Genomic DNA, 22301 nt, shown 5'->3' with positions numbered 1-22301 from the left:
CGAATTCTTCGCCGTGCCGACAGGCGCTTTCTTTCGGGAATGACCGCCTGCACCGGCGACGATCCATCCTCTAGCCAAAACCTCCGGAACACCCACGTGCAGATCAGCAAGCTCGACCTCGGCCCGTCTCTATTGGGCGAAAGCCCGCTATGGGATCCGGACGCCGCGACGCTGTTCTGGGTCGACACGGTGCGGTCGATGGTGCGTTCCTATCACCCGGCGTCGGGAGTCGAGCATTCGTGGTCGACGCCAAGCTGGGTCGGCTCCATCGGCCTTGCTGACAAAGGCCGGCTGATTCTCGCGCTGCGGGACGGCTTTCATCTCCTCGACCTGGCCAGCGCGGAGATCACCCTGCTGTGGCGCGCTGAACCTCCAGACGCGCGCATTCGCTTCAACGACGGCAAGATGGATCGTTCCGGGCGATTCCTCTGCGGCAGCATGGGCCTCCATGCCGAGCCGCTCGGCGTTCTTCATCGCCTCCGCCCGGAGGGCGGGACGGATCGTCTGGTGGAAGGCGTCCGCATCGCCAATAGTCTGTGCTTCAGTCCCGCCGGCGATGTGATGTATTTTGCCGACAGCCTGAGCCGACAGATTCTGGCCTTCGACTATGAGCCCGCCGGCGAACGGGTGGGTCCCCCTCGCGTCTTCCTCGATACGGAGCCGCTCGGATCGGGTCCGGATGGCGCAACCGTCGACGCGGAGGGTTTCCTGTGGGTGGCGCTTGTGCAGGTTGGCCGGTTGGCGCGCGTCTCGCCGCGGGGGACCGTCGAGGCCTTGATCGACCTGCCTGTCGATCTGCCGTCATGCCCGGCCTTTGGCGGCGGCGATCTGGACGTTCTCTATGTCACCTCGATCAAGGATTCCGGCTCAGGGCGCGCAGTCTCGCAAGTCCCGGACGGCGGCGCGCTTCTCGCGATCGAAGGGCTCGGCGTATGCGGATTGCCGGAAGCGCGACTGCGCTTCGCCTCGCTCAAGGAATCGACATGAACGCCCCTTACCCGCGCTCGCCGGCAAGTCTCGACAGTTTCTTTCTGCCGGGCTCCGTGGCGATCGTCGGCGCTTCGGACGATCCGGCGCGGATCGGCGGCCGGCCGCTGCGCTATCTCCGGGAAAGCGGCTTTCGCGGCGCGATCTATCCGGTCAATCCCAACCGCGCCGAAGCGCAGGGGCTGAAGGCCTATGCGAGCGTCAGGGATCTTCCGGAGGCGCCCGACATCGCATTGATCGCCGTGCCCTCCGCCCATGTTCTCGGCGCTTTGCAAGCTTGCGGTGAACGCGGCGCCAAGGCGGCGATCATATTTTCCGCAGGCTTTGCCGAGACGGGCGAAGAGGGAATCGCCTTGCAGAAGCGGCTGTCAGACGTCGCCAGCGGATATGGCGTGCGGCTGCTCGGCCCCAATTGCCTCGGGGCCTTCAATGCGGAGACCGGCTTCTATGGCACGTTCTCGCAAATTCTCGACGGCGGCCTGCCGAAGCCCGGACCGGTGGCGATCGTCTCGCAAAGCGGCGCCTATGGCTCGCATGTCGCGCATCTCGCGGGCGAACGCGGGCTTGGCATCCGCTATTTCCTGACGACCGGCAATGAAGCCGACGTCAATGTCGCGGAAGGCTTGCTCTGGTTGGCCGGGAGGCCCGATGTCAGCGTCATCCTCGCCTATGCCGAAGGGATCAAGCAACCGGCAATCTTTCTCGAAGCGCTGTCGCTCGCGCGGCGGAACCGCAAAGCGGTGATCTTCATGAAAGTCGGCCGCTCGGCGGTCGGCGCCAAGGCGGCGGAGTCGCATACCGCGGCGCTGACGGGCTCGGACAATGTCTATGACGCCGTATTTCGACAGTTCAATGTTTATCGCGCGCGCACGACGGCCGAACAGATCGACATCGCCTATGCCTGCGCGCGAGGCGTCTATCCCAAACACAACCGGCTCGGCATCTTTACGCTTTCGGGAGGTTTCGGCATCCAGATGGCCGACGCCGCCGCCGATGCGGGTCTGGATGTCGCGCCGATGTCTGAGGAAGCGCAGGCGGAGCTGAAAGCGTTGTTGCCCTACGCATCGCCGAGAAACCCGGTCGATGCCACGGCGCAGGCGCTCACCGATCTGAAGCTTATGAGCCGCTATCTCACGATGATGCTGGAAAGGGGCGGCTATGACGCGATCGTCGGCATTTTCGGCAGCACCCCCGCCAGCCCGACATTCTCAGCGCCTCTGCGCGGCGCGCTCGAAGCGGCGATCGCCGGCTTTTCCGATCGTCTTCTCGTCCTCACGATATCGGCGCCCCGCGACGTCGTTCGTTCTTATGAAGAGAAAGGCTTTCTGATCTTCGAGGACGGGCATAGTGCGGTCAACGCCCTCGCCGCGCTCATCCAGATCGGCCAAGGCTTTGATGTCGCTGAGTCCGAATATCCCGTCATCGAACGCGCGGCGGCGAGTCTGCGAGGCCGGCGCTTCGGCGAGAGCGAAGCCAAGATCGTGCTTGCCGAGTCCGGCGTCCCGTTCCCGCGAGAGGCGCTGGCGAAGACGCCCGAGGAAGCGGCTCAATTCGCCAGCGAAATCGGCTGGCCAGTCGCGCTGAAAATCGCCTCCGCCGACATCCCACATAAAACAGAAATCGGCGGCGTGCTGCTCGACCTTGGCGGCGAGGATGAAGTGCGCGCCGGGGCCGTTTTAATTCTCGATCGCGCCAGGCGTGCGCGGCCAGACGCCGTCATCGATGGCGTCCTCGTTGCGCCCATGCTGAAAGACGGCGTCGAAACGATCATCGGGACGAGCCGGGATCCGGTATTCGGCCCGGTGGTGATGTTCGGCCTTGGCGGAATCTTCGTCGAGGCGCTCAAGGACGTCGTCTTCCGCGTCGCCCCATTCGATAAGGCCGAAGCCCATCGCATGATCCGGGACATCAGGGGCTACCGCTTGCTGGAAGGCGTGCGCGGCATGCCGCCATCGGACATTGACGCGCTGGCCGATGCGCTTGCAGCGCTTTCCCGCTTCGCGGCCGCCCATCGCGACGACGTGTTGAGCGTCGATCTCAATCCTGTTCTCGTGCGGTCCCGGGGCGAGGGAGTCGTCGCGCTCGACGCGCTCATTGTGACCGCTCCGCTTGACTCGACGCCCAGCCTTTTGTCCGGCGTGTGAACACTGCTCATTCCTCGAGGGATTATCGACATGACCGATCCTGCCGTTCAAGCCCTTCTCGACAAGGATGCGATACGCGAGTGCCTGTTCCGTTATTGCCGGGGAATCGACCGTCAGGACGAAGAGGCGCTGCGCGCGTCCTATTGGCCTGACGCGACCGACCGGCACGGCCCCTACAGCGGCTCCGCGGAAGGTTTCATCGCCTGGGCGCTGGCGGCGCTGAAGAAGAGCGAACGCAGCGTTCATATGATCGGCAACATCGCAATCGCGCTGTCGGGATCGGTCGCCGCGGTCGAATCCTATTTCTCGGCGTTGCAGCGCGGCCCGGACGCCTCGGGGAGGAACATCGAAGTGTTTCTAGCCGGCCGCTATGTCGACCGATTCGAGAAGCGCGGCGATGAGTGGCGAGTCGCTGCGCGCACCGTCGTCTACGACTGGATTCATGAGTCTGGCGCTCCAAAAAGCGAAGAAAGCGAGCGTTTCGGCGTGCGCAAGCCGCAAGGCGGGGCCAAACCTCACGATCCTTATTACGACTTGCTCGCGCAGATGACCGCCCAGCGCTGAGGCGCGGCGCGGCTTTGCGGCGCGCGCCCGGAAAGGAAATCGAATGCGCATCATCCTTGTGACCGGCGCCGCCGGCGGCATCGGCCGCGCGATTTGCGACGCATTCGCGCGAGCGGGCGATCGCGTCATTGCGATCGATCTTGATCGGGCGGCGGTCGAAGCGCTCGCGTCGGACCTCGGCGACGCCCATCGCGGTCTTGGCTGCGACATTGCGTCGGAAGAAGCGGTCGTCGGGTTGATGGAAAAGGTGACAGCCGAATTTGGCCGCCTGGATGTCGTCGTCAACAATGCCGCGCTGGGGCCGACGATGACCGCGACGGCGGCGATGTCGGCGGCGTTGATCCGCCGGACTCTCGCGGTCAATCTCGGCGGCCCCTTCCTTATGGCGCGCGAGGCGGCCCGCTTCATGACGCGCCATGGCGGCGGAATCATCGTCAACACGGCGTCCCTCGCCGGCATTCTTCCCAATCCGAAGCGCAACGCTTATGCCGCCTCAAAGGCCGGCGTGATTTCGTTGACGCGCGCGCTGGCTGTTGAATGGGCGCGTTTTGGCGTTCGCGTTTGCGCGGTCGCGCCGGGCTATGTCCGCACTCCCATGGTCGCCGATCTCGAGCGCCAAGGACTGGCGGACCTCATGGCGGTGCGCCGCCGAATCCCCATGGGACGCATCGGCCGGCCGGACGAGATCGCCAATGCGATCCGCTTTCTCGCGTCCGATCGCGCACGCTATGTCACCGGCGCGACACTTGTCGTAGACGGCGGTTGGCAGGCTTTCAACGCCGCTGGCGCCGCTTCCGACGCGGCGACAATCCCGCCGGAAGAGTTGGCGCTGCCTTCGCATCGGCCGTTCCGACGCGTGGCGCTCGTGACGGGCGCTGCGCGCGGCATCGGCCGCGCCGTCGCGGCGCGCCTCGCGAAGGAGGGCTATCAGCTCGCCCTGGCGGACCAGGACGCGGCGGGCGTGGCGGCGGCCGCCCGAGATCTGGGCGATGGACACAGGGATTACCAAGTCGACGTCACGGACGAAGCCGCCGTCGTCTCGACCTTCGCGGCGGTTGCGCGGGATTTCGGCGCGATCGATCTCCTCGTCAACAATGCCGCCATCGCCGACAGTTTCAAACCGACGCTCGACCAGAGCAAGGCCGAGTTCGACCGTGTCATCGACGTCAATCTCACAGGCGCGATGCTGTGCGCCCGTGAGGCGGTCAAGGCGATGGCCGGGCGCGGCGGCGTGATCGTCAATCTGGCTTCGATCGCCGGGAGCCTGCCGTTGTCGCCACGCAACGCCTATAGCGCGTCGAAGGCGGCTCTCATCAATCTGACCGGATGCATGGCGGCCGAACTCGCGTCGGACAATATCCGCGTCGTGGCGGTCGCGCCCGGCTATATCAAAACCCCCGGCGTCGCCGCGCTTGAAACCTCGGGCAAGATCGACGCCATCGCGATCCGCAAGCGGATTCCGATGGGCGATTTCGGGCGCCCGGAGGATATTGCGGATGCGATCGCCTTTCTCGCATCGGACGCGGCGTCCTATATCGCGGGGACCACTCTTTTTGTCGATGGCGGATGGACAGCGTTCGGCGCCGTCGGCGACGCCTCGGAAGGATAGTCTTTCCAGGCCCACCCGCCACGAATTTACAGATGTGATAGTTTGCATCACGGATATGCGCGACAATCGATAGCGAATACTCTCTCTCGTCATCGACGCTCGATGGCGAACTTCGATCAAGCGGAAGAGCCACGAAGACCGTTTTGGCGGCTCGCAAGCGATTGAGCCTCATAGTCTTGAGACGAAGGAGAGGGAAAGTGCGCGATCTGTTGATTGTCGGGATCGGCGGCGCCACCCGCCCCGGATCGTCTTCGGAAACCGCCCTGCGGATCGCGTTGGCGGGGGCCGAGGCTCTCGGCGCACGAACGCAAATCTTCGCCGGCCAGAGTCTGCTGCTGCCTCTGTTCGCGCCTGAACGCCCCGAACGCAGCGGGGAAGCTCTCGCCCTCATCGCCAGTCTTCGCAGAGCCGACGGCGTGATCATCAGTTCGCCCGGCTATCACGGTTCGATTTCCGGATTGATCAAGAACGCGTTGGATTACACCGAAGATATGCGCAACGATCCGCAGCCGTATTTTGACGGACGCGCCGTCGGCTGCATCGCCTGCGCGGCGGGTTGGCAAGCGACGGGCTCGACGCTCGCGGCTTTGCGGTCGATCGTGCATGCGTTGCGCGGTTGGCCGACGCCTTTTGGCGTCAGTCTCAATAGTTCGGAAGCGGCATTCGACCAGGGCGTCTGCGTCAATCCCGACCTCAAGGCGCAACTCGCGCTCGTCGGCGCGCAGGTTGTCGCGTTCGCCGAGTCGCGCCGGGCCCTCCAGGTCGTGGCTGACAAGCCGAGCGGCGACGATTATGTCGGTCTGCGCGCCAATTGGCTTCACAGCGCCGAGGCCTGATAAGGCGAGGCAAGGTTCGTAGCCTCACACTTGCGCGCCGCTACTCTATCGCCAGGCTCGAAAGTCCGCGCACGCCTCGACGAGCGTATCTGCAATCAAAAGACGCGCGGGAAATCAGGCGCCGCGCTTCATTGCAGTTGCAGCGCTTTCTTGGGCGCCGGGCTTGCCTTCGCCAGTTCGCCAAGCGCTTTGGCTTCGGCGTCACTGGCGGCGGACGCGCGTTGCAGCCGATCGATGGAGGCAAGACTCAGAAGATGCGCATAGATGGCCGGCAACAGGCCCTCTTTTCGCAGACGCAGGAAATCCTCATCCGACAGGGCGTTGAGCTTGGCCTCATCGATGGTCAGGAAGCCATGCAAAATGGCGCTGGAGCCGAGTTCGGCCTTGGATTCGATGGTCACCTGCCGCATCAACTGCAAGTCATTGAGCGTACGCAGAAACGCATCGGTCCTTTTAGCGGCGGCGAAATAGTCGGTCGTGAGCTTGATGCGCTCCTGCAGAAACGGCGAGTCGCCGCCGTCGTCGCCAAACAGCCGCTCGCCCGTCTTGGCGCCGAACCCGTCATATTTCTCATCGATGCACGCGACAGGGCCGCCTTGCTCCATCTCGCCGAGCATGAACGGATAGCGTCGCGCGAACGCCGGAATATAGCCTTCCGTCCACTTGCCGTCGCCGTCGACGAAAACATTTTGACCGGGGCGCAAACCGACGAGAAAAACGGAGGTTGGCAGCGGCGAGGCCGGCACAAACACGATCGGCAGGTGCCGCGAGGCAGCCGGAAACTCGTCGATCACCGCGGGAATAATATGCGTCTTGGCGGCGAAGGCGAATTGCTGCCCATCGTGCTTCAAGCGTAGGCTGCGGTGCCGTTCGCGATTAAGGGGAACGATGGACTGATAGAAGAGTGGATTGTCGACCATGATGCTAACCTGCCCCAGCAAGGCGCCTTATTGCGACGACAGCGAAACACATCGGTTTTAGCCGGGCGATCCGCTCCCAATTGACAAGAGGTTAGTTCGCACGCTGCCGCCGGGATGTCCAGTAGCGGGCCGCGAGATCGGCGCCGCGCGGGCGCTAGCTTTTGCGGGCGCCGGCGTCGAGAATCCAGGTCCGGTCGCAGAAGGCGACATAGAGGCGTTCCTGCCCCAGCGCGGCGCCAAGCTCGACCGCCAGTTCATTCAGCAGCGCCTCGATTTCCTGATCGGGCAGATGGCCGAGATAGGCATGGACCGCCTCGCCAGTGAAGATGGCCACAGGCTCGCGGTCGGAGCCGACCGAGCCGTCGGAGCGCGGCCACGCATAGGTCACCTCGGCGCGGGTGAACATGCCCGACAGGGCGGGCTGGCTCGCGCCGACCCGGCGACCCATCCAGGCGCGCGCTGTGCGCACTGCCTCTGAAACATCGAAAACCCGCCCCTCGGCGTCCCAACCCTCGCGCAGGCCGACCGTGATCCTGAAATCGCGGCGCGGCCCGCGCGAGCCCTCGACGATCGCGTAATCCTCGCGCCGGGGAGCGCCCGAGCGTCGCGTCATCTCTTGGCTCATCTTGCTCCCTCCAGCGCCACGTAGGGCGCTCCGCGAATTGCGTTCCGCGCCAGGCCTCAACGTCAGCCGGCGGTCACCGTCGTGCGCAGTTTCAGCGGGGCGTCGATCATGTTGAGTTTCTCGAAACTACTGCCCGTGCCGCGGATCGTGACGTTGCCGTAGTTGAACAGCCGCCCGATCAGCGTTTGATCGACGTCGACGCTTTCCACCTTCTGCATATTCATTTCGACCGTGTGCCGGCGGATCAGGCCGCGTTTGAGGATGATGCGGCGATCGGTGACGGCGATTTCCGTCGTCCAGCGGCGAAACCATGCGGGAATGGCCGCGACGATGGCGGCGAGGGCGAAGACGATCGCGGCGAACCAGCCTATATTCACCATATCGGCATAGTTCACGCCAGCGAGCAGCGACGCCAGCGCGCAAATCGCCAGCAGAATCGCCGGCGTATAAATCGTCCAACTGACGGTGGTGTGGTAGCGGACCGTTTCGCCGGGCTCGAGGATGCTGTCGACATAGGTCATCGCGGGCGCTTTCGCAGAGGGTTGAGGGCTCGGTCGGGAGGCGATTGATGAAGCGGGATTGCTTTTAGCTCGGCGAGCGCCAGTTTGCGAAGCCGCAGCCGTGCTTTCGCGCGATAGGCCTTGTGGCTGGAATAGTCGCATGATTGGCGGGATCGTCGCAATCATCGCCTCCGGTTAGGAATTCAGGCCCCGGGATTGGCCAAAGCGGATTGACCGCGAAACGGGCGGCTGTCAGGGGAACGCGAGGCGCGCTTGCGCCGAAATTGGCGGGCCAGTTTGACGTTGAAGAGAGTTTTCTATGTCGAGTGCTGAGGATCAGCGGAAATTGCAAGCGGCGTTCGCCCTGCATCAAAGGGGCGCTTTCAGCCAGGCCGCTCAATCGTACCGTGAGCTCATCGAGAAAAACCCCAACAATTTCCACGCCCTCCATTTTCTAGGGCTGGTCGAGGCAAACGTTGGAAATGTCGCTCAGGCCAAGCTTCTCATGGCGCGCTCGTTGTCGATACGACCTCCCAATATTCAGTTCATGGAAAATTATGCGACAATATTATACCAGACGGGGGACTATAAATCTGCTTTGCATGTGTGTCGCGATGGTCGTAAACTTACAAATAGCAGCGTTTCTTTATCTTATATCAACGCGGTTTCGTTGCTGAGGCTCGATAGATTTCAAGACTCGCTTATAGAGTTTGACAAACTCCTTGTGCTCAAACCCGATTACGTTGTGGCCCATAATGAGCGGGGGTATGTTCTTGCGCAAATGGAGCGATATGACGCCGCGCTGGCGAGTATCGACAAGGCGTTGAGCCTTGACCGCGGATACGTCGACGCGCATCTCAACAAAGGCAATATTTATAGCGCGCTCAGGCGTTATGAAGAGGCTCTCGTCGCCTATGAAAAGGCGCTCGCCATCAAACCTGACCTTGCCAACGCCTGGCTCGGTTGCGGCAATGGCCTTCGCGAACTTGAGCGTTACGACCAAGCGTTCGCCGCTTATGACAAGGCGTTGACGCATAATCCCGGTCTTGCGGAGGCCTGGCTGGGTCGCGGCAATGCGTTTCGGGAATGCGAGCGCTACGAAGAGGCGCTCGCGAGCTACGACAAGGCGCTTGCCCTGAACCCCCGCCTTGCGGAGGCCTGGCTTGGTCGCGGCCATGTCTTTCTCGATCGCACGCGCCCCGACGAGGCGCTAACGAATTATGAGAAGGCGCTCGCGCTCAAACCAGATTTCGCGGAGGCTCATGACCGAAAGGGAAGGGCGCTGTTCGAACTCGGCCGTCTCGACGCTGCGAGCAATGAATTCGAGAAGGCGATCAAGCTCACCCCGCGAAGAATCCGTTTCTACCATAATCTGGCGATGTCGCGGCGGCTGACTCCAGGCGAACCTCATGTCCGGGCGATGGAGGAATTGGCGCGAGACATGCCCTCGCTCGCCGCCGATGAACAGGTCGAGTTGAATTTCGCCCTGGGCAAGGCGTTCGCCGATGCGGGGGATCGCGACATGTCATTTGCGCGCCTGCTTGAAGGCAATTCCTTGAAACGGCGCCAAATCAGCTACGATGAAAAGGCTAGTCTGGACACTTTCGAGCGCATTCGGGCGATTTTCACCGGCGAATTGACGCGCGCGCGCGCCGGGGTGGGCGAGTCTTCCTCCGTTCCGATTTTCATTGTCGGCATGCCGCGGTCCGGCACAACCCTGGCCGAGCAGATCCTGGCCAGCCATCCCAAGGTCTTTGGCGCCGGGGAGATCGACGACTTCGGCAGGGCGGCGACGGCGCTGCTCGGCAATTATCCCGAAGCGGTTCCGCTGATGTCGGGCGATCAATTTCATCAACTCGGCGCGGCCTATCTTGGCCGTATCAGAAGCGGTGCGCCGGCGGTGGCGGAGCGAATCGCCAACAAAATGCCGGATAACTTCCGCCTGGCCGGCCTCATCCACCTGGCGCTGCCGAATGCGCGGATCATCCATACGCGCCGCGATCCCGTCGACACCTGCCTGTCCTGCTTCTCGACCCTGTTCGCGGGAAATCTCGGATACGCCTATGATCTTGCAGAGCTGGGCCGCTATTATCGCGGCTATGAGGCGTTGATGGCGCATTGGCGCGCCGTCCTGCCACAAGGCGTTATGCTTGAAGTGCAATACGAGGAGGTGGTCGCCGATCTTGAAGGGCAGGCCCGCCGGATCGTCGCTCATTGCGGCCTCGAATGGGACGCCCGTTGCCTCGATTTCCATAAAACGGCGCGGCCGGTGCGCACGTCCAGTGCGACCCAGGTGCGCCAGCCCATCTACAACAGTTCCGTGGGGCGTTGGCGCGCCTATGAGCCGTTTCTCGGGCCGTTGCTCGCCGAACTCGGGCCCTCTCCGGCCCCCCGTCATCCCTGATCTCAGATGACGGGATAAAACCGCGCCGCGGCGCGTGAAAAGGGCCCCGCGAAATAGTTCGCCTCCGATCGACGATTGCGGCTAGGCCGACAATAAGGCGGACAAGCCGTGAAACGAGCGCCTTTAAAGGCCGGCGGAGGGGCGCCGGATTGGCGATGTCCGCTATCGGGAAGGCGCATCGTGCTATCGGATATTCATCTGTATTAACAGAGTATTAACGAGCGAGTCGATGGGCGAAAACAACGGTCCTGCCCCCGTCGGTGCGGTCGCTTTCGTGACCTTTATGCAACATGGTTTCGAGAAAGGCGATTTCAGGCGGATTTTGGACATTTGTTGGTTTGTAGCGCGGCCGCTTATGGGTATGGTGATTTGGCGCGAACGGGAGATTCCCGGCCGCGAGTCGGATCGAAGCGCTTCTAGCTGGGGGAAACCGGGGCGGAGCGACGAAGTCCGGATCAACGGGAATAGGGGCGCTAAAAACCAGATTCTGCGGTGGGTCATCGAGGTCCAGCGAGCTTCGGGTGTAAAGTCTAAACCAACTCCCATCGGGTCAATCATTGGAGGTCTATAATGACGCTCATGAAGAGCATTCTGCTCGGTTCTGCCGCCGGTATTGTGGCGGTGGCCAGCGCCCAGGCTGCCGATCTTCCCACAAGGAAGGCCGCTCCTGCCGAATACGTCAAGATTTGCAACGTCGGCGGCATGGCCGGCTTCATCATCCCGGGCAGCGACACCTGCTTGAAGATCGGCGGTTACATCACCGGACAGATCGAAGCGGGCAACACGACCAAGGGTTATACTTGGGCTCCGCTTGCCGTGGGTCCCGCTGGCGGCAGGACCGGCACTGCGCTGGTTTCGACGCCAGCCAGCCTGCGTTCCGACTTCGGCTTCACGACCCGCGCCAACATCTCGTTCGACGCCCGCCAGAATACGGCTTATGGCGTGTTGCGCGGCTATGCGGAACTGCAGTTCGAAAACGGCAACGGCTTCGACACCACCGGTTCGGGCGCTTACATCAACCTTGCCTACGTTCAATGGGCGGGCATCACGGCTGGTAAGGCTCCTTCGTTCTTCTCCTTCTTTGGCGGCGGCGAAGGCTGGGCGAACATTTTCTCGCCCGATCAGCAGGGCTTCAACCAGCCTGACGTGTTGGCCTATACCGCTACGTTCGGCGGCGGATTCTCGGCGACGATCGCCATCCAGAGCGCGGGCGCGAATTCTTTCGCCGCGACCGGTCTTACGAATAACGGCGCCAGCGGCGGCGGCACGAACCTCAACGTCGACACGACCAACTACGGCCAGTCGGCTCCCGATTTCGTCGCCAACGTCCGCGTCGACCAGAGCTGGGGTTCGGCGCAATTGTCGGGCGTCGTCCATCAGGTGCATGTCTACGAAGCGGGCGTTACGCCTGGTCCGGGCGTCGCCACCTTCAGCGAGAACAAGTGGGGCTGGGGTATCGACGGCGGCGTGAAGTTCAACCTTCCGTCGTTTGGCGCGGGCGACAACGTCCAGCTCCAGGGCGTCTATACCAAGAACGCCATCTGGTATTCGGGTATTCCGGACGGCATGTGGGGTGAAAACGGCGCGGTCAATGGCAATGGTCTCGCCATGACGGTCGGCGACACCTATTTCGCCGGCCTCAACGCCGCCGGACAAGCTGTGTGGGCGACGCCGACCGCTTGGTCGATCGGCGCAACTCTCGAGCATCACTTCTCGCCGGTCTTCTCGATCGATCCGCAGGTCTCTTATGCGCAATTGCATTGGAGCGGTTCGCTTGGCGAGCTTTCGTCCAACTCGGAGAGCTGGATCGTCGGCGCCGTGGCGCACTGGGATCCGGTCCCGCTTCTCGATTTCGCTTTCGAGTTGATGTACCAGAACACCCATCAGTCGACCCCCCTCAACTGGGGCACGACCGGAACGATCGATGGCGTCGTTTCGAGCTTCAAGAACAACCAAGACGGCTTCGCCGGCCGCTTCTACATCACCCGCAACTTCTGATCGCGGCTGATTTGAGAAATAAGAACCCCGGGGCTCGCGCCTCGGGGTTTTTTATTGCGCCGGCGACGCCCAGCTTGCGTGGACTTCGCGGAGCCCTGATACTAGGGCGATCGAGGCCGCCTGGCCCGAGCGCCAGCGAGGTCCGCCCAGGATATGATGCGACAATACGAACTTGTCGATCGCGTGCGTCAGTACAATCCGAATGCCGACGAGGATTTGCTCAATCGCGCCTATGTCTATGCGATGAAGGCGCATGGCGCGCAAAAGCGCGCGTCTGGCGATCCTTTCTTCTCGCATCCGCTCGAAGTCGCCGCGATTCTGACCGATCTCAAGCTCGATGACGCGACGATCGTCGCCGCCGTTCTGCACGACACGATCGAGGATACCGCCGCCACGCGCGAGGAGATCGACAACGTCTTCGGTAAGGAGATCGGCGCCCTGGTCGAAGGCCTGACCAAGCTCAAGAAGCTCGATCTCGTCACCAAACCGGCCCAGCAGGCCGAGAATTTCCGCAAATTATTGCTCGCCATCGCCGACGACGTGCGCGTTCTGCTCGTCAAGCTGGCCGATCGGCTGCACAATATGCGCACCTTGAATTTCATGCCGGCCGAAAAGCGGGCGCGCATCGCGCAGGAAACGCTCGATATTTATGGCCCGCTGGCCGGGCGCATGGGCATGCAGGGCCTGCGCGGCGAACTTGAGGAGCTTTCCTTCCGGCACCTGATGCCGGAAGCCCATGCGATGATTCTAGCCAGGCTTGAGGAGCTCAAGGCCAAGAATGGCGCGATCATTGCGCGGATCGAAAAGGAGCTGACCGATCAATTCGCCAAGCGCGGCATCAAGGTTCTGGTCAAGGGGCGGCAAAAGCAGGCCTATTCCGTATGGCGCAAGATGGAGCGCCGCTCGATCGCCTTCGAACAGCTTTCCGACATCTACGGCTTTCGCATCATCGTGGATTCGGTCGAGGATTGTTACGCCGCCGTCGGCGTCGCGCATACGACCTGGCCGTCAGTGCCGGGCCGCTTCAAGGATTATATTTCGACGCCCAAACAGAATGATTATCGCTCGATCCACACCACGGTGATCGGGCCGGGCAGCCAGCGCGTCGAATTGCAGATTCGCACGCAGGAGATGCATGAAATCGCCGAATATGGCATCGCGGCGCATGCGCTCTACAAAGACGTTGCGGGCGCGCCCGATGGCTCACGCACCGGCGAGAGCCGCGCTTATCGCGGATTGCGGCGGACAATCGAGGCGCTGTCGGGCGATGATTCCGAGAAGTTTCTCGAACACACCAAGCTCGAATTGTTTCAGGACCAGGTTTTCTGTTTCACGCCCAAGGGGAGGCTGATCGCTTTGCCGCGCGGGGCGACGGCGATCGATTTCGCCTATGCCGTCCATACGGATGTCGGCAATTCGGCGGTCGGCGCCAAGATCAACGGCCGGATCGCGCCGCTGATCTCAGAGCTGCACAATGGCGACGAGGTTGTGATCGCGCGCTCCGACACGCAGACGCCGCCCGCCGCGTGGGAATCCGTTGTCGTCACCGGACGCGCGCGCGCCGCCATACGCCGCGCGACGCGCGAAGCGGTCAAGGCGCAATATGGGGGCCTCGGGCGCCAGATCATTGAGCGCGCTTTCAAACGCGCCGGGCGCAGTTTTGTCGAGGACAAGCTCAAGGCGGCTTTGCCGCGCCTGGCGCGCGCCTCGCTCGACGATGTGTTCGTGGCGGTGGGCCGCGGCGAAATGTTCTCGGGCGATGTCGTTCGCGCCATCCATCCCGATTTCAAGGAAGAGCGCGCGTCCGGTCCCGCCCCAGCCAAAAGCGAAAGCGGCTGGTTCGGCCTGAACAAGGTGGCGAACCTCATCTTCAAAGTGCCGGGGCCGGGTGATGCGGAAGGCTCGATTCCGATCCGCGGCGCGCGCGGCGATCTGCCTGTGCGCTTTGCTCCCAAGGGGGGCGCCGTGCCGGGCGAGCGCATTATCGGCATCATGACGCCGGGCGAGGGCATTACGATCTATCCCATCCATTCGCCCGCCTTGACCGCCTTTGACGACAGGCCCGAACTCTGGCTCGACGTCCGCTGGGATATCGACAACGCGCGCAAGGAGCTCTACCCCACGCAGATCGTCGTCACCGCGCTCAATGAGCCCGGCGCGCTTGGGATCGTCGCAACGACGATCGGCGAGACCGGCGGCAATATCGACAATATAGCCTTCGTGCCGCATGCGACGGACTTTCGCGAAATGCTGATCGACCTGGAAGTGTGGGACATCAAACATCTCAATGCGATCCTGTCGCAGTTGCGGGCCAAGAGCGTCGTCAGCAAGGTCGAGCGCGTGAGCGAATGAAGTCCTGAATGCCGCTCACCTTCTCCTATGGAGCCAATATGGATGTCGCGGCGATGGCGCTGCGCTGCCCCCGCTCGAAGCCGCTCGGCGTTGCGCGCCTAATGCGCCATCGTCTTGTGGCGATGCGCGAGGGCTGGCTGAATGTCACGCGCGATGCGCGCGCGACGGTGCATGGAATCCTGTGGGACGTGGCGCTCGCCGATGTCGCGGCGCTTGATCGCTTTGAAGGCGTGCGCGAAGGGCTTTATGTCAAGATTCTGCAAGCCGTCGTCACGGAGGCCGGCGCCAAACAAGCCCTCGTCTATTTCGGCGCGAATGTGGGTCCTGGCGTCGTGCGCACAGACTATCTTCAGGCCGTGATTGCGGCCGCGCGCCAATGGGAACTGCCCGCCGAGGCGCTTGCGAGCCTGGCGGCTTTCACGCGCCGATAGGAGGCGCGCCGTCAGCGCGCTTCGATCGGCTTGCTGCGCGAGAGCCCGACCGTCTCGCGCTGCGCGCGCCGGCACGACAGCGGCGGCAGGCCGCGCAGGATCAATTCGGCGTCCGCCACCGTCTGACGGCCGATCTCGAACAGGGAATCGGGGAGCGCGCCGGCGCGATGAGGCGACAGCAGCAGGCCTTCGACCCTGCGCGCGGGATCGTCGGCGGGGGCCGGCTCGATCGGATAGACATCGCTGGCGGCGCGGAAGCGCCCGCTTTCGATCTGGCGCAGGAATTCGGGAAAGTCCACGACGCCGGCCCGGCTCATCAACAGAACGACCGAGCCCGGCTTGATCAGTTCGAACTCGCGCCGGCCAAGAAATCCCTGGTTTTCGCTGGTCACGCCCGCGAAGATGAATATCACGCGCGACGTCGACAGGACCTCGTCGAGCGAGGCTGCGGTCACGCCAAATCCTTTCATGAAATGGTCCGACACCCAGGGGTCGTAAGCCTTGATGGGACAGCCGAACGGGACCGTCAGCGGCGCGAAGGCGCGGGCGAGATCGCCAAAGCCGATCAGGCCGATGGCGGCGCCATAGAGCGAAAAGCATCCCTCGGCGCCGTCCAGCAGCCATTTCTCGGAGCCCGCCCGGAAAGCGCGATCGGCGGTTGTGACGCCGCGGCAAAGATCGATCGCCATGCCGAGCGCGATCTCCGCCACCGGGTGCGCGAAAGCCGAGCTCGGCGCCAGCACATGAATGCCGCGTTGGAAACAGGCTTCATAATCGATGTTCTGCAGAAAGTTGGTCTCGACATTGATGATCGCGCGCAGCTTGCCGGCGCGGTCGAGCCGCTGTTTGGGCATGTCGGTCTGGCCGATCAACAGCGTCATGTCCGGCAGATGGCGCTCGATAAGATCGGCGGGCATCCGTCCCGCGCCGGCATGGACGACGAGTTCGCCGAGCCGTTCGAATCTCGCGCGCGTCGGCGCGTCGAAAATCTCGTTGAGGCCCCTTGGCTGCGGGTCGACGACAATCAGCGGCTTGCTCATCAAAGGCTCTCGTGCAGGGGAACGCGCCATTTGCGCGGATCAATATCGTTCGCAATGGGTAGGGCGGCATGACGGCGAATTCAAGCGGATCATTTCCGTTTGCGCTTGGCGGGCAGCGCGCGGCGCCAAGCGGTCTCCAGCGCCGCGCGCAATTCGTCCTCGCTCAGCGCGGCGAGAATGGCGGTCGTCGCGCCGTTGCGCCCCCAACCGCCGGCGACGGGGCGAAACGCCTCCGGCGCGAGCAGGCATTTGAACTCCTGCTCCTCCGGCGTGAACATGAAATTGGCGGTCTGGCGGTCCGCCGCAAGCGTGGCGTAAATGCGTGCGACCTTGAACGCCGCGCGGTCGAAATGGGGCGCTTCGCTCGTGCCTTCGAGCGAAAGCGCGATGCGCCTCAGATCGTCGCTGCTTGCCACGAGACCCTCCTCCAACGCGCTCCTCAACCCGCTTTCATCCTATCGGCCTGCCTGTTTTATCGCCAGCGCGCCTCGGTGCGAGGACTTCATGCCGCGCCGCCGATGCGATAAGAGGCTGTCGATCCCGTCCCGCGGAAGCGAGAAAAGCTTTGACCGATCTTGACGCCGCCGTGCGCGAAATCGCCGCCGAAATGAAGGCGCGGACCGATCGCGGCGAAGTTGCGAGCTACATACCGGAACTTGCACGTGTCGATGCCGGCGCGTTTGGCATCGCCGTGATCGACGCGGACGGGCGCGCGATCGTCGCCGGCGACGGCGAGGTTCCGTTCTCGATCCAGAGCGTTTCGAAGGTCTTCACGTTGACGCTGGCGCTGGGCATGGTCGGCGACCGGCTCTGGCGGCGCGTCGGGCGCGAACCCTCGGGCAATCCGTTCAACTCGATCGTGCAGCTCGAACGCGAGCGCGGCGTGCCGCGCAATCCTTTCATCAACGCGGGCGCGATCGCGGTGACCGACGTGATCCTTTCCGGCCACCAGCCGCGCGAGGCGATCGGTTCAATCCTGCGCTTCATGCAATTTGTCGCGCAGGACCATTCGATCTTCATCGACGAGGCGGTGGCGCAATCGGAGAAGCGCACGGGCTTTCGCAACGTCGCGCTCGCCAATTACATGCAATCCTTCGGCGTGCTCGACAATCCCGTCGATTTCACGCTCGGCGTTTATTTCCATCAATGCGCCATCGCGATGTCCTGCCGCCAGCTCGCGATGGCCGGGCGCTATCTCGCCTATTCCGGGCGTGATCCGTCGACGGGCCTGTCGGTCGTCTCGGCGCAGCGGGCGCGGCGCATCAACGCGCTGATGCTCACCTGCGGCCATTATGACGGCTCGGGCGAATTCGCCTATCGCGTCGGCCTGCCGGGCAAGAGCGGCGTCGGCGGCGGCATTCTGGCGGTCGCGCCCGGCAAGGCCTCGATCGCCGTCTGGTCGCCCGGCCTCGATTCCAACGGCAATTCGCATCTGGGAAGGATCGCGCTGGAAATGCTGGCCAAACGAATGGGCTGGTCGATCTTTGGGGCGTGAGAGCGCGCTCGGGCGCCTGCCGCGCGATGACGCGGACGGGCTGCGCGGGATTGAGCGGCCGCCCAATCAAGCCACGCTGCTGTCAATCTCGCCCCCATCCAAGCGTACATTTCTTCGATAGTACGTTCTTGTTATGTCCTGTTTTCTGATAGGGGTATTATACCTGACGGGACCAGCCATAAGGGTAGCTAGCGGCTAGGATGAATCCATTGCTTCAATCTGCCAAGGAGAGAAGCGTTCGTTTTTCGCTGTTTCTTCTCTTCAACGTGTTCGTTGGAATCGCCGCTCTCATCGGGAGAGAGGCACGCGTGCAGAAAATACTCTAAAAACGCGGCATCGGTCGCATAGGTAACCGTGAAAGAATCTTCACCAGCATCAACAATATAGTCGTAATAAAGGCCTACTCCCTTGTATGGCCGATAGGAGTTGTTGGGGCCTTTGGTGAACGTGAATGCGGAAGGATCTAGTCCTTGCTCAATCATCGTCTTTTCAAGGGCTGGCAATTGTTCTTGAAAGGTGGCGTCGAAATCGTACCCTTCAGAACATTCCAGTTCTATCGGCATGTTTGACCCCTGTTTCTTGGCCTCAGTTGCCTTTGCGTCGTCTGCTCGTCAGGGCTTTTGGGGAACCGGTTTCTTGATACATGAGAGCCCGGCGAGCTTGCCAGGGTTGAGGCAATCCCATTCCGACCCGAAGCCGTAGTTGATTCTTCGGGATATTTCTGGGCCGAAAATCGAAGCGACAATCACAGCGATTGCTATAATTATCGCGGCGGCTATTCCCGTAACGTCGTTGCGCGTGGGAGGGGGCCATGGCCACCGCCACCGCTTCATTTCTCACCCACAATCGGCTTGGCCGGCTCTGGTCGATGCTGGATGATCTTCTTAAGCGCGCCGTCTAGGATTGCCGGGTCGTTCTCGGCTTCGACCTCGCGAGCTAGCTTGCGCATGTTCTCGGCGCGATGGGCTTCGGTTAACGTGACTGTCTTGGCTGGCACTAATGTTCACTCTAGTGACGGTTCAGCCTTCGCTGTGATATGAACCACTCCGTTTCGCTTATACATCAAATCGAAGACATTCGCGGCGGCTTATAGCCACTTCGCGCGCCCTTCGACGACCCCATTGGTTCCGGGCTCAGGAAGCATCTTAAGCAGCCCTTGAATGAACGGATGACGCTCGGTCGATCTCTCGTTATCAGGCGGGGCGCCCCCAAGAGGTCCAGAACCCCCGCCGCCTCGATGAGACGAAGGCCTTGCGCTATGCGCTCCGCCCAGCCCTCAATCCGGCAGCAATTCGGCGATTCCGTCGAGCGCGCCGACGCGTACGCCGGGGTCGTCGATGGCCTGCGTCGTCCGCAGCGCGTCGGACGCTTTGCCCGCTTTGGCCTGTTGAACGGCGATGGACGCCAACACCTGCGCGCGACTCATCGCGTCGCTGATTGCGAGGGCCAGCTCGGTCGCCTCCGGCGCCGCGCCCGCTTCCGCCAGATTTCTCGTGACGATGGATAGAGCGAGATTGCGCGAACTCTCAAAGTCGACTGCCTTTGCTGCTTGGCGAGCTGTTGTGAATTCTGCGGCCGATTGCTGCGCAAGACCAGCGCCGGCGAGCGCCGTGGCGATGCTCGACAGCGCCCAGGCGCGATCCTGTTGCTCTGGCGCTGTCAACGCGGCTTGATGGGCCTGCTCGAAATCGGCGGCCGCCTCCTTGGCGAGCCCGGCTTTGGCCTGCGCCTCGGCGATGGCGGCCAGAGCGATCGCGCGTGGCCTCACCATTTCAAGGGCGCCTGCGACTTCGAGCGCTTCCGGCAGCCTGCCGGCGCCGGCCAGCGCCTCGGCGACGGCGCCGATCTCGAAATCGCGGTTGGTCGCGTCATCGATCGTGCGCGCGATCCGCAAAGCCCCGTCGATGTCGCCGACGGCGAGCTGCTTATAAGTAACGTCCGCCAGAGCGAGCGCGCGCCCGAATCCGGGTTCTTCGGATTGCGCGATCTGCAACGCCGATTCGAGAGTCGTCCGCGCTTCCTTGGCGAAGCCTTCGTCTGCTTGTTTGCCGGCGATCCGAAGCAAAGCCCAGAGGCGGCGGGTCTCGGGCTCGACCGCCCCCGCCGCGGCGATCGCGGTTGCAAAAGTCTCGGCCGCTTCCTTGACGAGCCCCACTTTTTTCTGTGCCACCGCGGCGGCCGCGAGCGCCAGGCTGCGGTCGCGGGCGCCGTTGATCGACTGCGCGATCTGCAGCGCCTCCGTAGACGCGCCGGCCACTCCATCCGCGAACGCGACGCGGGCCAGCGCCGCCTCGCGATCGCTCTCGTTTTTCACGGATTGGGCCGCCTGCATGGCGAGGCGCCGATTGGTCGCGGACTCGTCCGTCAATCCCGCCCTGAACTCGCCCGCCGCGATGATCACGAGCGCCTCGACGCGAGAATTGTCGCCGTTGATGGTCTGCGCCATGCGCAGCGCTTCGTCGAATATGCAGACGCGCTGCGGCGCTTTCAGACACGCGTCCCAGGCCGCGTCCGCGAACGCCGGCGCGATCGATGCGCCCAGGAGCACGAGGGGCAGCAGAACTGCGCTGACGACAATACGGGTCATGCTGTTCTCCTCGGCGTAACCCCTGCGGCTTACGGGACGAGCGCAACGCCGGCCGGGAGAAACCCTTGCTGCGAAAACTTCTTATACTTCAGGCGATGCGGGATCACGTGTACGATCTTGCACGATGCGCATCGCCGACTCCGCCCAGCCGTCAGTTCGGCAGCGCCTCGGCGATGCGGGCGAGCGCTCCGACGCGAACGCCGACGTCTTCGATGGCCTGTGTCGTCCGCAGCCCTTCGGGCGCCTCGCCCGCCTTGACCTGTGCGAAGCCGATCGTCTCAAGCGCCCGGGCGCGGCCCATCGCATCGCTGATCGACAGCACGAGCTTGGTCGCCTCCGTCACCTCACCCGATTCAGCCAGATTGCCGGAGACCAGAGACAGGGCGAGGTCGCGCAAACTCCCGGGGTCCATCGCCTGCGCGCTTTCGCGCGCCATCGTGAATTCCGCCGCCGATTGTTTTGCAAGGCCAGCGCGCGCCAGCGCCGCGGCGATACGCGACATCGCCCAGGCGCGATCCAGCGGCGTCGGCGCCGCTAGCGCGGCTTGATGGGCTTGCTCCAAATGGCCGGTCGCCTCCTTGGCCGACCCGGCCTTGAACTGCGCCTCGGCGATGGTCGCCAACGCTGTCGCGCGCGGCCTGCCCATTTCAAGAGCGCTTGCGACTTCGAGCGCCTGCGGGAGCCTGCCGGCTCTGGCCAGCGCCTCGGCGACGGCGCCAAGCTCCTGCGCGCGCCTGCGCGCATCATCGATGGCGCCCGCGATCCGCAGAGCCTCGTCGATATCGCCGACGGCAAGTTGCGCGCTGGCGATGTTCGCGAGATCGTTCGGCCGCGCGAATCGCGGTTCCTCGGATTGTGCGATCTGCAACGCGGATTGGAGAGTTGTCCGCGCCTCGTTGGCGAAGCCCCCACGCCCTTGCTCCCGGGCGATCCAAAGCAAGGCCAAGAGGCGATCCGTCTCCGACTCGAGCGACCGCGCCGCCGCGATCGCCATCGCAAAAGTTTCGCCCGCTTCCTTGACGAGCCCCAATTTATTCAGCCCCGCCGCAGCGGCGGCGAGCGCTTCGCTGCGTGCGCGGGCGTCCCTGATCGATTGAGCGATTTGCATCGCCCCCGAAGGCGCGCCGGCGGCCCCCGCCGCCTCCGCGACCCCCGCCAGCGCATCCTCCCGATCGCTCTCGTTTTCCAGCGATCGGGCCGCCTGCGCCGCGCGTTGCCGAACGGCGGCGGCGTCCGCGAAACCCGCGGCGGATTCCCACCGCGCGAGGTTTGCGAGCGCCCCGGCGCGAGGCGCGCCGTCCGCAACTGTCTGCGCCGCGCGTAGCGCTTGGTCGAACACGCAGGCGCGCTTCGGCGCCTTCAGGCACGCGTCCCAAGTGGCGTCTGCGAAGGCCGGCGCGATCGATGCGCCCAGGACGACGAGGGGCAGCAGAATTGCGCTGACGACGACGCAGGCCATGAGTTTCCCCCAGTGCTGGACGCAAGGCTTTACGGGACGAGGCTAAACTGAGACGTCGAAAGCCGCGACGCTTTTCGTCTTTGGCACCGCGTCGATCACCGGACTAGATTAGTTTCCGCTCTGTCCGGGTTCGGACCCGTGTGAGACAAGCGTTGGTCTCAGCGTCGCCTATCCATTGATGGCATGGAGGCGATTATGCGCGAGAGGAAGGTGAACTCAAGGACGGCCCGAAGGGCCGCCGCCGCAGGCGGTCGCCTGAAAGGCGATCCTGTGTGCCGGGCATGGCCGGCGTCTTGGGGGTGAAAGTCCCCTGTGCAACCTGATGGAGGTGAAGCACTAGCGAAGCGCAA

The 22301-nt window shown here is 63.4% G+C and carries 18 protein-coding genes; 10 read left to right on the top strand and 8 right to left on the bottom strand.

The window, feature by feature from the left end:
• Positions 1–96 precede the first annotated feature (96 nt).
• The 5 genes from GSQ90_RS00795 (at position 97) to GSQ90_RS00775 (ending at position 6140) form a co-directional block, all read left to right on the top strand.
• Positions 97–987: an SMP-30/gluconolactonase/LRE family protein gene (locus tag GSQ90_RS00795; protein WP_210254787.1), complete on the top strand. Its 891-nt coding sequence runs from the start codon at positions 97–99 to the stop codon at positions 985–987.
• Positions 984–3131, top strand: a complete 2148-nt coding sequence (locus GSQ90_RS00790) for an acetate--CoA ligase family protein (RefSeq protein ID WP_158812577.1) — start codon at positions 984–986, stop codon at positions 3129–3131. Before GSQ90_RS00795 ends, GSQ90_RS00790 begins: the two co-directional genes overlap by 4 nt.
• Before the next feature lie 30 nt (positions 3132–3161).
• The gene (locus GSQ90_RS00785; protein WP_158812576.1) at positions 3162–3695 is read left to right on the top strand and encodes a nuclear transport factor 2 family protein; all 534 of its coding nucleotides are present in this window, start codon (positions 3162–3164) and stop codon (positions 3693–3695) included.
• A gap of 43 nt (positions 3696–3738) precedes the next feature.
• Positions 3739–5304 (top strand): glucose 1-dehydrogenase, encoded by a 1566-nt coding sequence (locus GSQ90_RS00780; RefSeq protein WP_158812575.1) that lies wholly within the window; start codon positions 3739–3741, stop codon positions 5302–5304.
• Between the two features lie 197 nt (positions 5305–5501).
• Positions 5502–6140, top strand: coding sequence for an NADPH-dependent FMN reductase (locus GSQ90_RS00775; RefSeq protein WP_246731351.1), 639 nt, complete (start codon positions 5502–5504; stop codon positions 6138–6140).
• 128 nt (positions 6141–6268) lie between these two features.
• Here GSQ90_RS00775 and GSQ90_RS00770 read toward each other — a convergent pair whose 3' ends face one another.
• The 3 genes from GSQ90_RS00770 to GSQ90_RS00760 all read right to left on the bottom strand — a co-directional run bounded on the left by GSQ90_RS00770 (position 6269) and on the right by GSQ90_RS00760 (position 8206).
• A complete protein-coding gene (locus GSQ90_RS00770; protein WP_158812574.1) occupies positions 6269–7060 on the bottom strand; it encodes a SapC family protein in 792 nt (263 codons plus the stop codon).
• 154 nt (positions 7061–7214) lie between these two features.
• Entirely contained in the window at positions 7215–7685 is a 471-nt protein-coding gene (locus GSQ90_RS00765) for a hypothetical protein (protein ID WP_246731350.1), read from the bottom strand.
• 62 nt (positions 7686–7747) lie between these two features.
• Complete coding sequence (locus GSQ90_RS00760) at positions 7748–8206, bottom strand: PH domain-containing protein (protein ID WP_158812573.1); 459 nt, start codon at positions 8204–8206, stop codon at positions 7748–7750.
• Between the two features lie 298 nt (positions 8207–8504).
• On the opposite strand from GSQ90_RS00760, the gene GSQ90_RS00755 reads away from it, so the two are divergent.
• From GSQ90_RS00755 to GSQ90_RS00740, 4 genes are all read left to right on the top strand, one after another.
• Positions 8505–10589, top strand: coding sequence for a tetratricopeptide repeat protein (locus tag GSQ90_RS00755; protein WP_371418317.1), 2085 nt, complete (start codon positions 8505–8507; stop codon positions 10587–10589).
• Between the two features lie 570 nt (positions 10590–11159).
• Positions 11160–12587, top strand: a complete 1428-nt coding sequence (locus GSQ90_RS00750) for a porin (protein WP_158812571.1) — start codon at positions 11160–11162, stop codon at positions 12585–12587.
• A 153-nt stretch (positions 12588–12740) separates the two neighbouring features.
• Complete coding sequence (locus GSQ90_RS00745) at positions 12741–14939, top strand: bifunctional (p)ppGpp synthetase/guanosine-3',5'-bis(diphosphate) 3'-pyrophosphohydrolase (protein ID WP_158812570.1); 2199 nt, start codon at positions 12741–12743, stop codon at positions 14937–14939.
• Between the two features lie 8 nt (positions 14940–14947).
• On the top strand, positions 14948–15370 hold the full coding sequence (locus GSQ90_RS00740; protein WP_158812569.1) for a gamma-glutamylcyclotransferase family protein: 423 nt from the start codon (positions 14948–14950) through the stop codon (positions 15368–15370).
• Between the two features lie 11 nt (positions 15371–15381).
• Here GSQ90_RS00740 and GSQ90_RS00735 read toward each other — a convergent pair whose 3' ends face one another.
• On the bottom strand, positions 15382–16410 hold the full coding sequence (locus GSQ90_RS00735; RefSeq protein ID WP_158812568.1) for a hydroxyacid dehydrogenase: 1029 nt from the start codon (positions 16408–16410) through the stop codon (positions 15382–15384).
• A gap of 89 nt (positions 16411–16499) precedes the next feature.
• Positions 16500–16826, bottom strand: a complete 327-nt coding sequence (locus GSQ90_RS00730; RefSeq protein WP_158812567.1) for an MmcQ/YjbR family DNA-binding protein — start codon at positions 16824–16826, stop codon at positions 16500–16502.
• A gap of 149 nt (positions 16827–16975) precedes the next feature.
• On the opposite strand from GSQ90_RS00730, the gene GSQ90_RS00725 reads away from it, so the two are divergent.
• Entirely contained in the window at positions 16976–17905 is a 930-nt protein-coding gene (locus GSQ90_RS00725; RefSeq protein ID WP_158812566.1) for a glutaminase, read from the top strand.
• 188 nt (positions 17906–18093) lie between these two features.
• On the opposite strand, the gene GSQ90_RS00720 is transcribed toward GSQ90_RS00725, so the two are convergent.
• The 3 genes from GSQ90_RS00720 to GSQ90_RS00710 all read right to left on the bottom strand — a co-directional run bounded on the left by GSQ90_RS00720 (position 18094) and on the right by GSQ90_RS00710 (position 21951).
• Positions 18094–18468 (bottom strand): hypothetical protein, encoded by a 375-nt coding sequence (locus GSQ90_RS00720; protein ID WP_158812565.1) that lies wholly within the window; start codon positions 18466–18468, stop codon positions 18094–18096.
• Between the two features lie 713 nt (positions 18469–19181).
• Positions 19182–20492: a hypothetical protein gene (locus tag GSQ90_RS00715; RefSeq protein ID WP_158812564.1), complete on the bottom strand. Its 1311-nt coding sequence runs from the start codon at positions 20490–20492 to the stop codon at positions 19182–19184.
• Positions 20493–20643: 151 nt separating this feature from the next.
• Positions 20644–21951 (bottom strand): hypothetical protein, encoded by a 1308-nt coding sequence (locus GSQ90_RS00710; protein ID WP_158812563.1) that lies wholly within the window; start codon positions 21949–21951, stop codon positions 20644–20646.
• Positions 21952–22301 lie beyond the last annotated feature (350 nt).

Source organism: Methylocapsa sp. S129 (genome assembly GCF_009765995.1).
Taxonomy (GTDB): domain Bacteria; phylum Pseudomonadota; class Alphaproteobacteria; order Rhizobiales; family Beijerinckiaceae; genus Roseiarcus.
The sequence above is the reverse complement of the archived record's forward strand: the minus strand, read 5'-3'. Positions and strand labels throughout refer to the sequence as shown.

What these genes read in the sequence shown, in the direction of transcription:
- GSQ90_RS00790 (WP_158812577.1), top strand. Translation starts at nt 984, where the DNA reads ATGAACGCCCCTTACCCGCGCTCGCCGGCAAGTCTCGACAGTTTCTTT.
- GSQ90_RS00785 (WP_158812576.1), top strand. Translation starts at nt 3,162, where the DNA reads ATGACCGATCCTGCCGTTCAAGCCCTTCTCGACAAGGATGCGATACGC.
- GSQ90_RS00780 (WP_158812575.1), top strand. Translation starts at nt 3,739, where the DNA reads ATGCGCATCATCCTTGTGACCGGCGCCGCCGGCGGCATCGGCCGCGCG.
- GSQ90_RS00770 (WP_158812574.1), bottom strand. Translation starts at nt 7,060, where the DNA reads ATGGTCGACAATCCACTCTTCTATCAGTCCATCGTTCCCCTTAATCGC.
- GSQ90_RS00765 (WP_246731350.1), bottom strand. Translation starts at nt 7,685, where the DNA reads ATGAGCCAAGAGATGACGCGACGCTCGGGCGCTCCCCGGCGCGAGGAT.
- GSQ90_RS00760 (WP_158812573.1), bottom strand. Translation starts at nt 8,206, where the DNA reads ATGACCTATGTCGACAGCATCCTCGAGCCCGGCGAAACGGTCCGCTAC.
- GSQ90_RS00755 (WP_371418317.1), top strand. Translation starts at nt 8,505, where the DNA reads ATGTCGAGTGCTGAGGATCAGCGGAAATTGCAAGCGGCGTTCGCCCTG.
- GSQ90_RS00750 (WP_158812571.1), top strand. Translation starts at nt 11,160, where the DNA reads ATGACGCTCATGAAGAGCATTCTGCTCGGTTCTGCCGCCGGTATTGTG.
- GSQ90_RS00745 (WP_158812570.1), top strand. Translation starts at nt 12,741, where the DNA reads ATGATGCGACAATACGAACTTGTCGATCGCGTGCGTCAGTACAATCCG.
- GSQ90_RS00740 (WP_158812569.1), top strand. Translation starts at nt 14,948, where the DNA reads ATGCCGCTCACCTTCTCCTATGGAGCCAATATGGATGTCGCGGCGATG.
- GSQ90_RS00735 (WP_158812568.1), bottom strand. Translation starts at nt 16,410, where the DNA reads ATGAGCAAGCCGCTGATTGTCGTCGACCCGCAGCCAAGGGGCCTCAAC.
- GSQ90_RS00720 (WP_158812565.1), bottom strand. Translation starts at nt 18,468, where the DNA reads ATGCCGATAGAACTGGAATGTTCTGAAGGGTACGATTTCGACGCCACC.
- GSQ90_RS00715 (WP_158812564.1), bottom strand. Translation starts at nt 20,492, where the DNA reads ATGACCCGTATTGTCGTCAGCGCAGTTCTGCTGCCCCTCGTGCTCCTG.
- GSQ90_RS00710 (WP_158812563.1), bottom strand. Translation starts at nt 21,951, where the DNA reads ATGGCCTGCGTCGTCGTCAGCGCAATTCTGCTGCCCCTCGTCGTCCTG.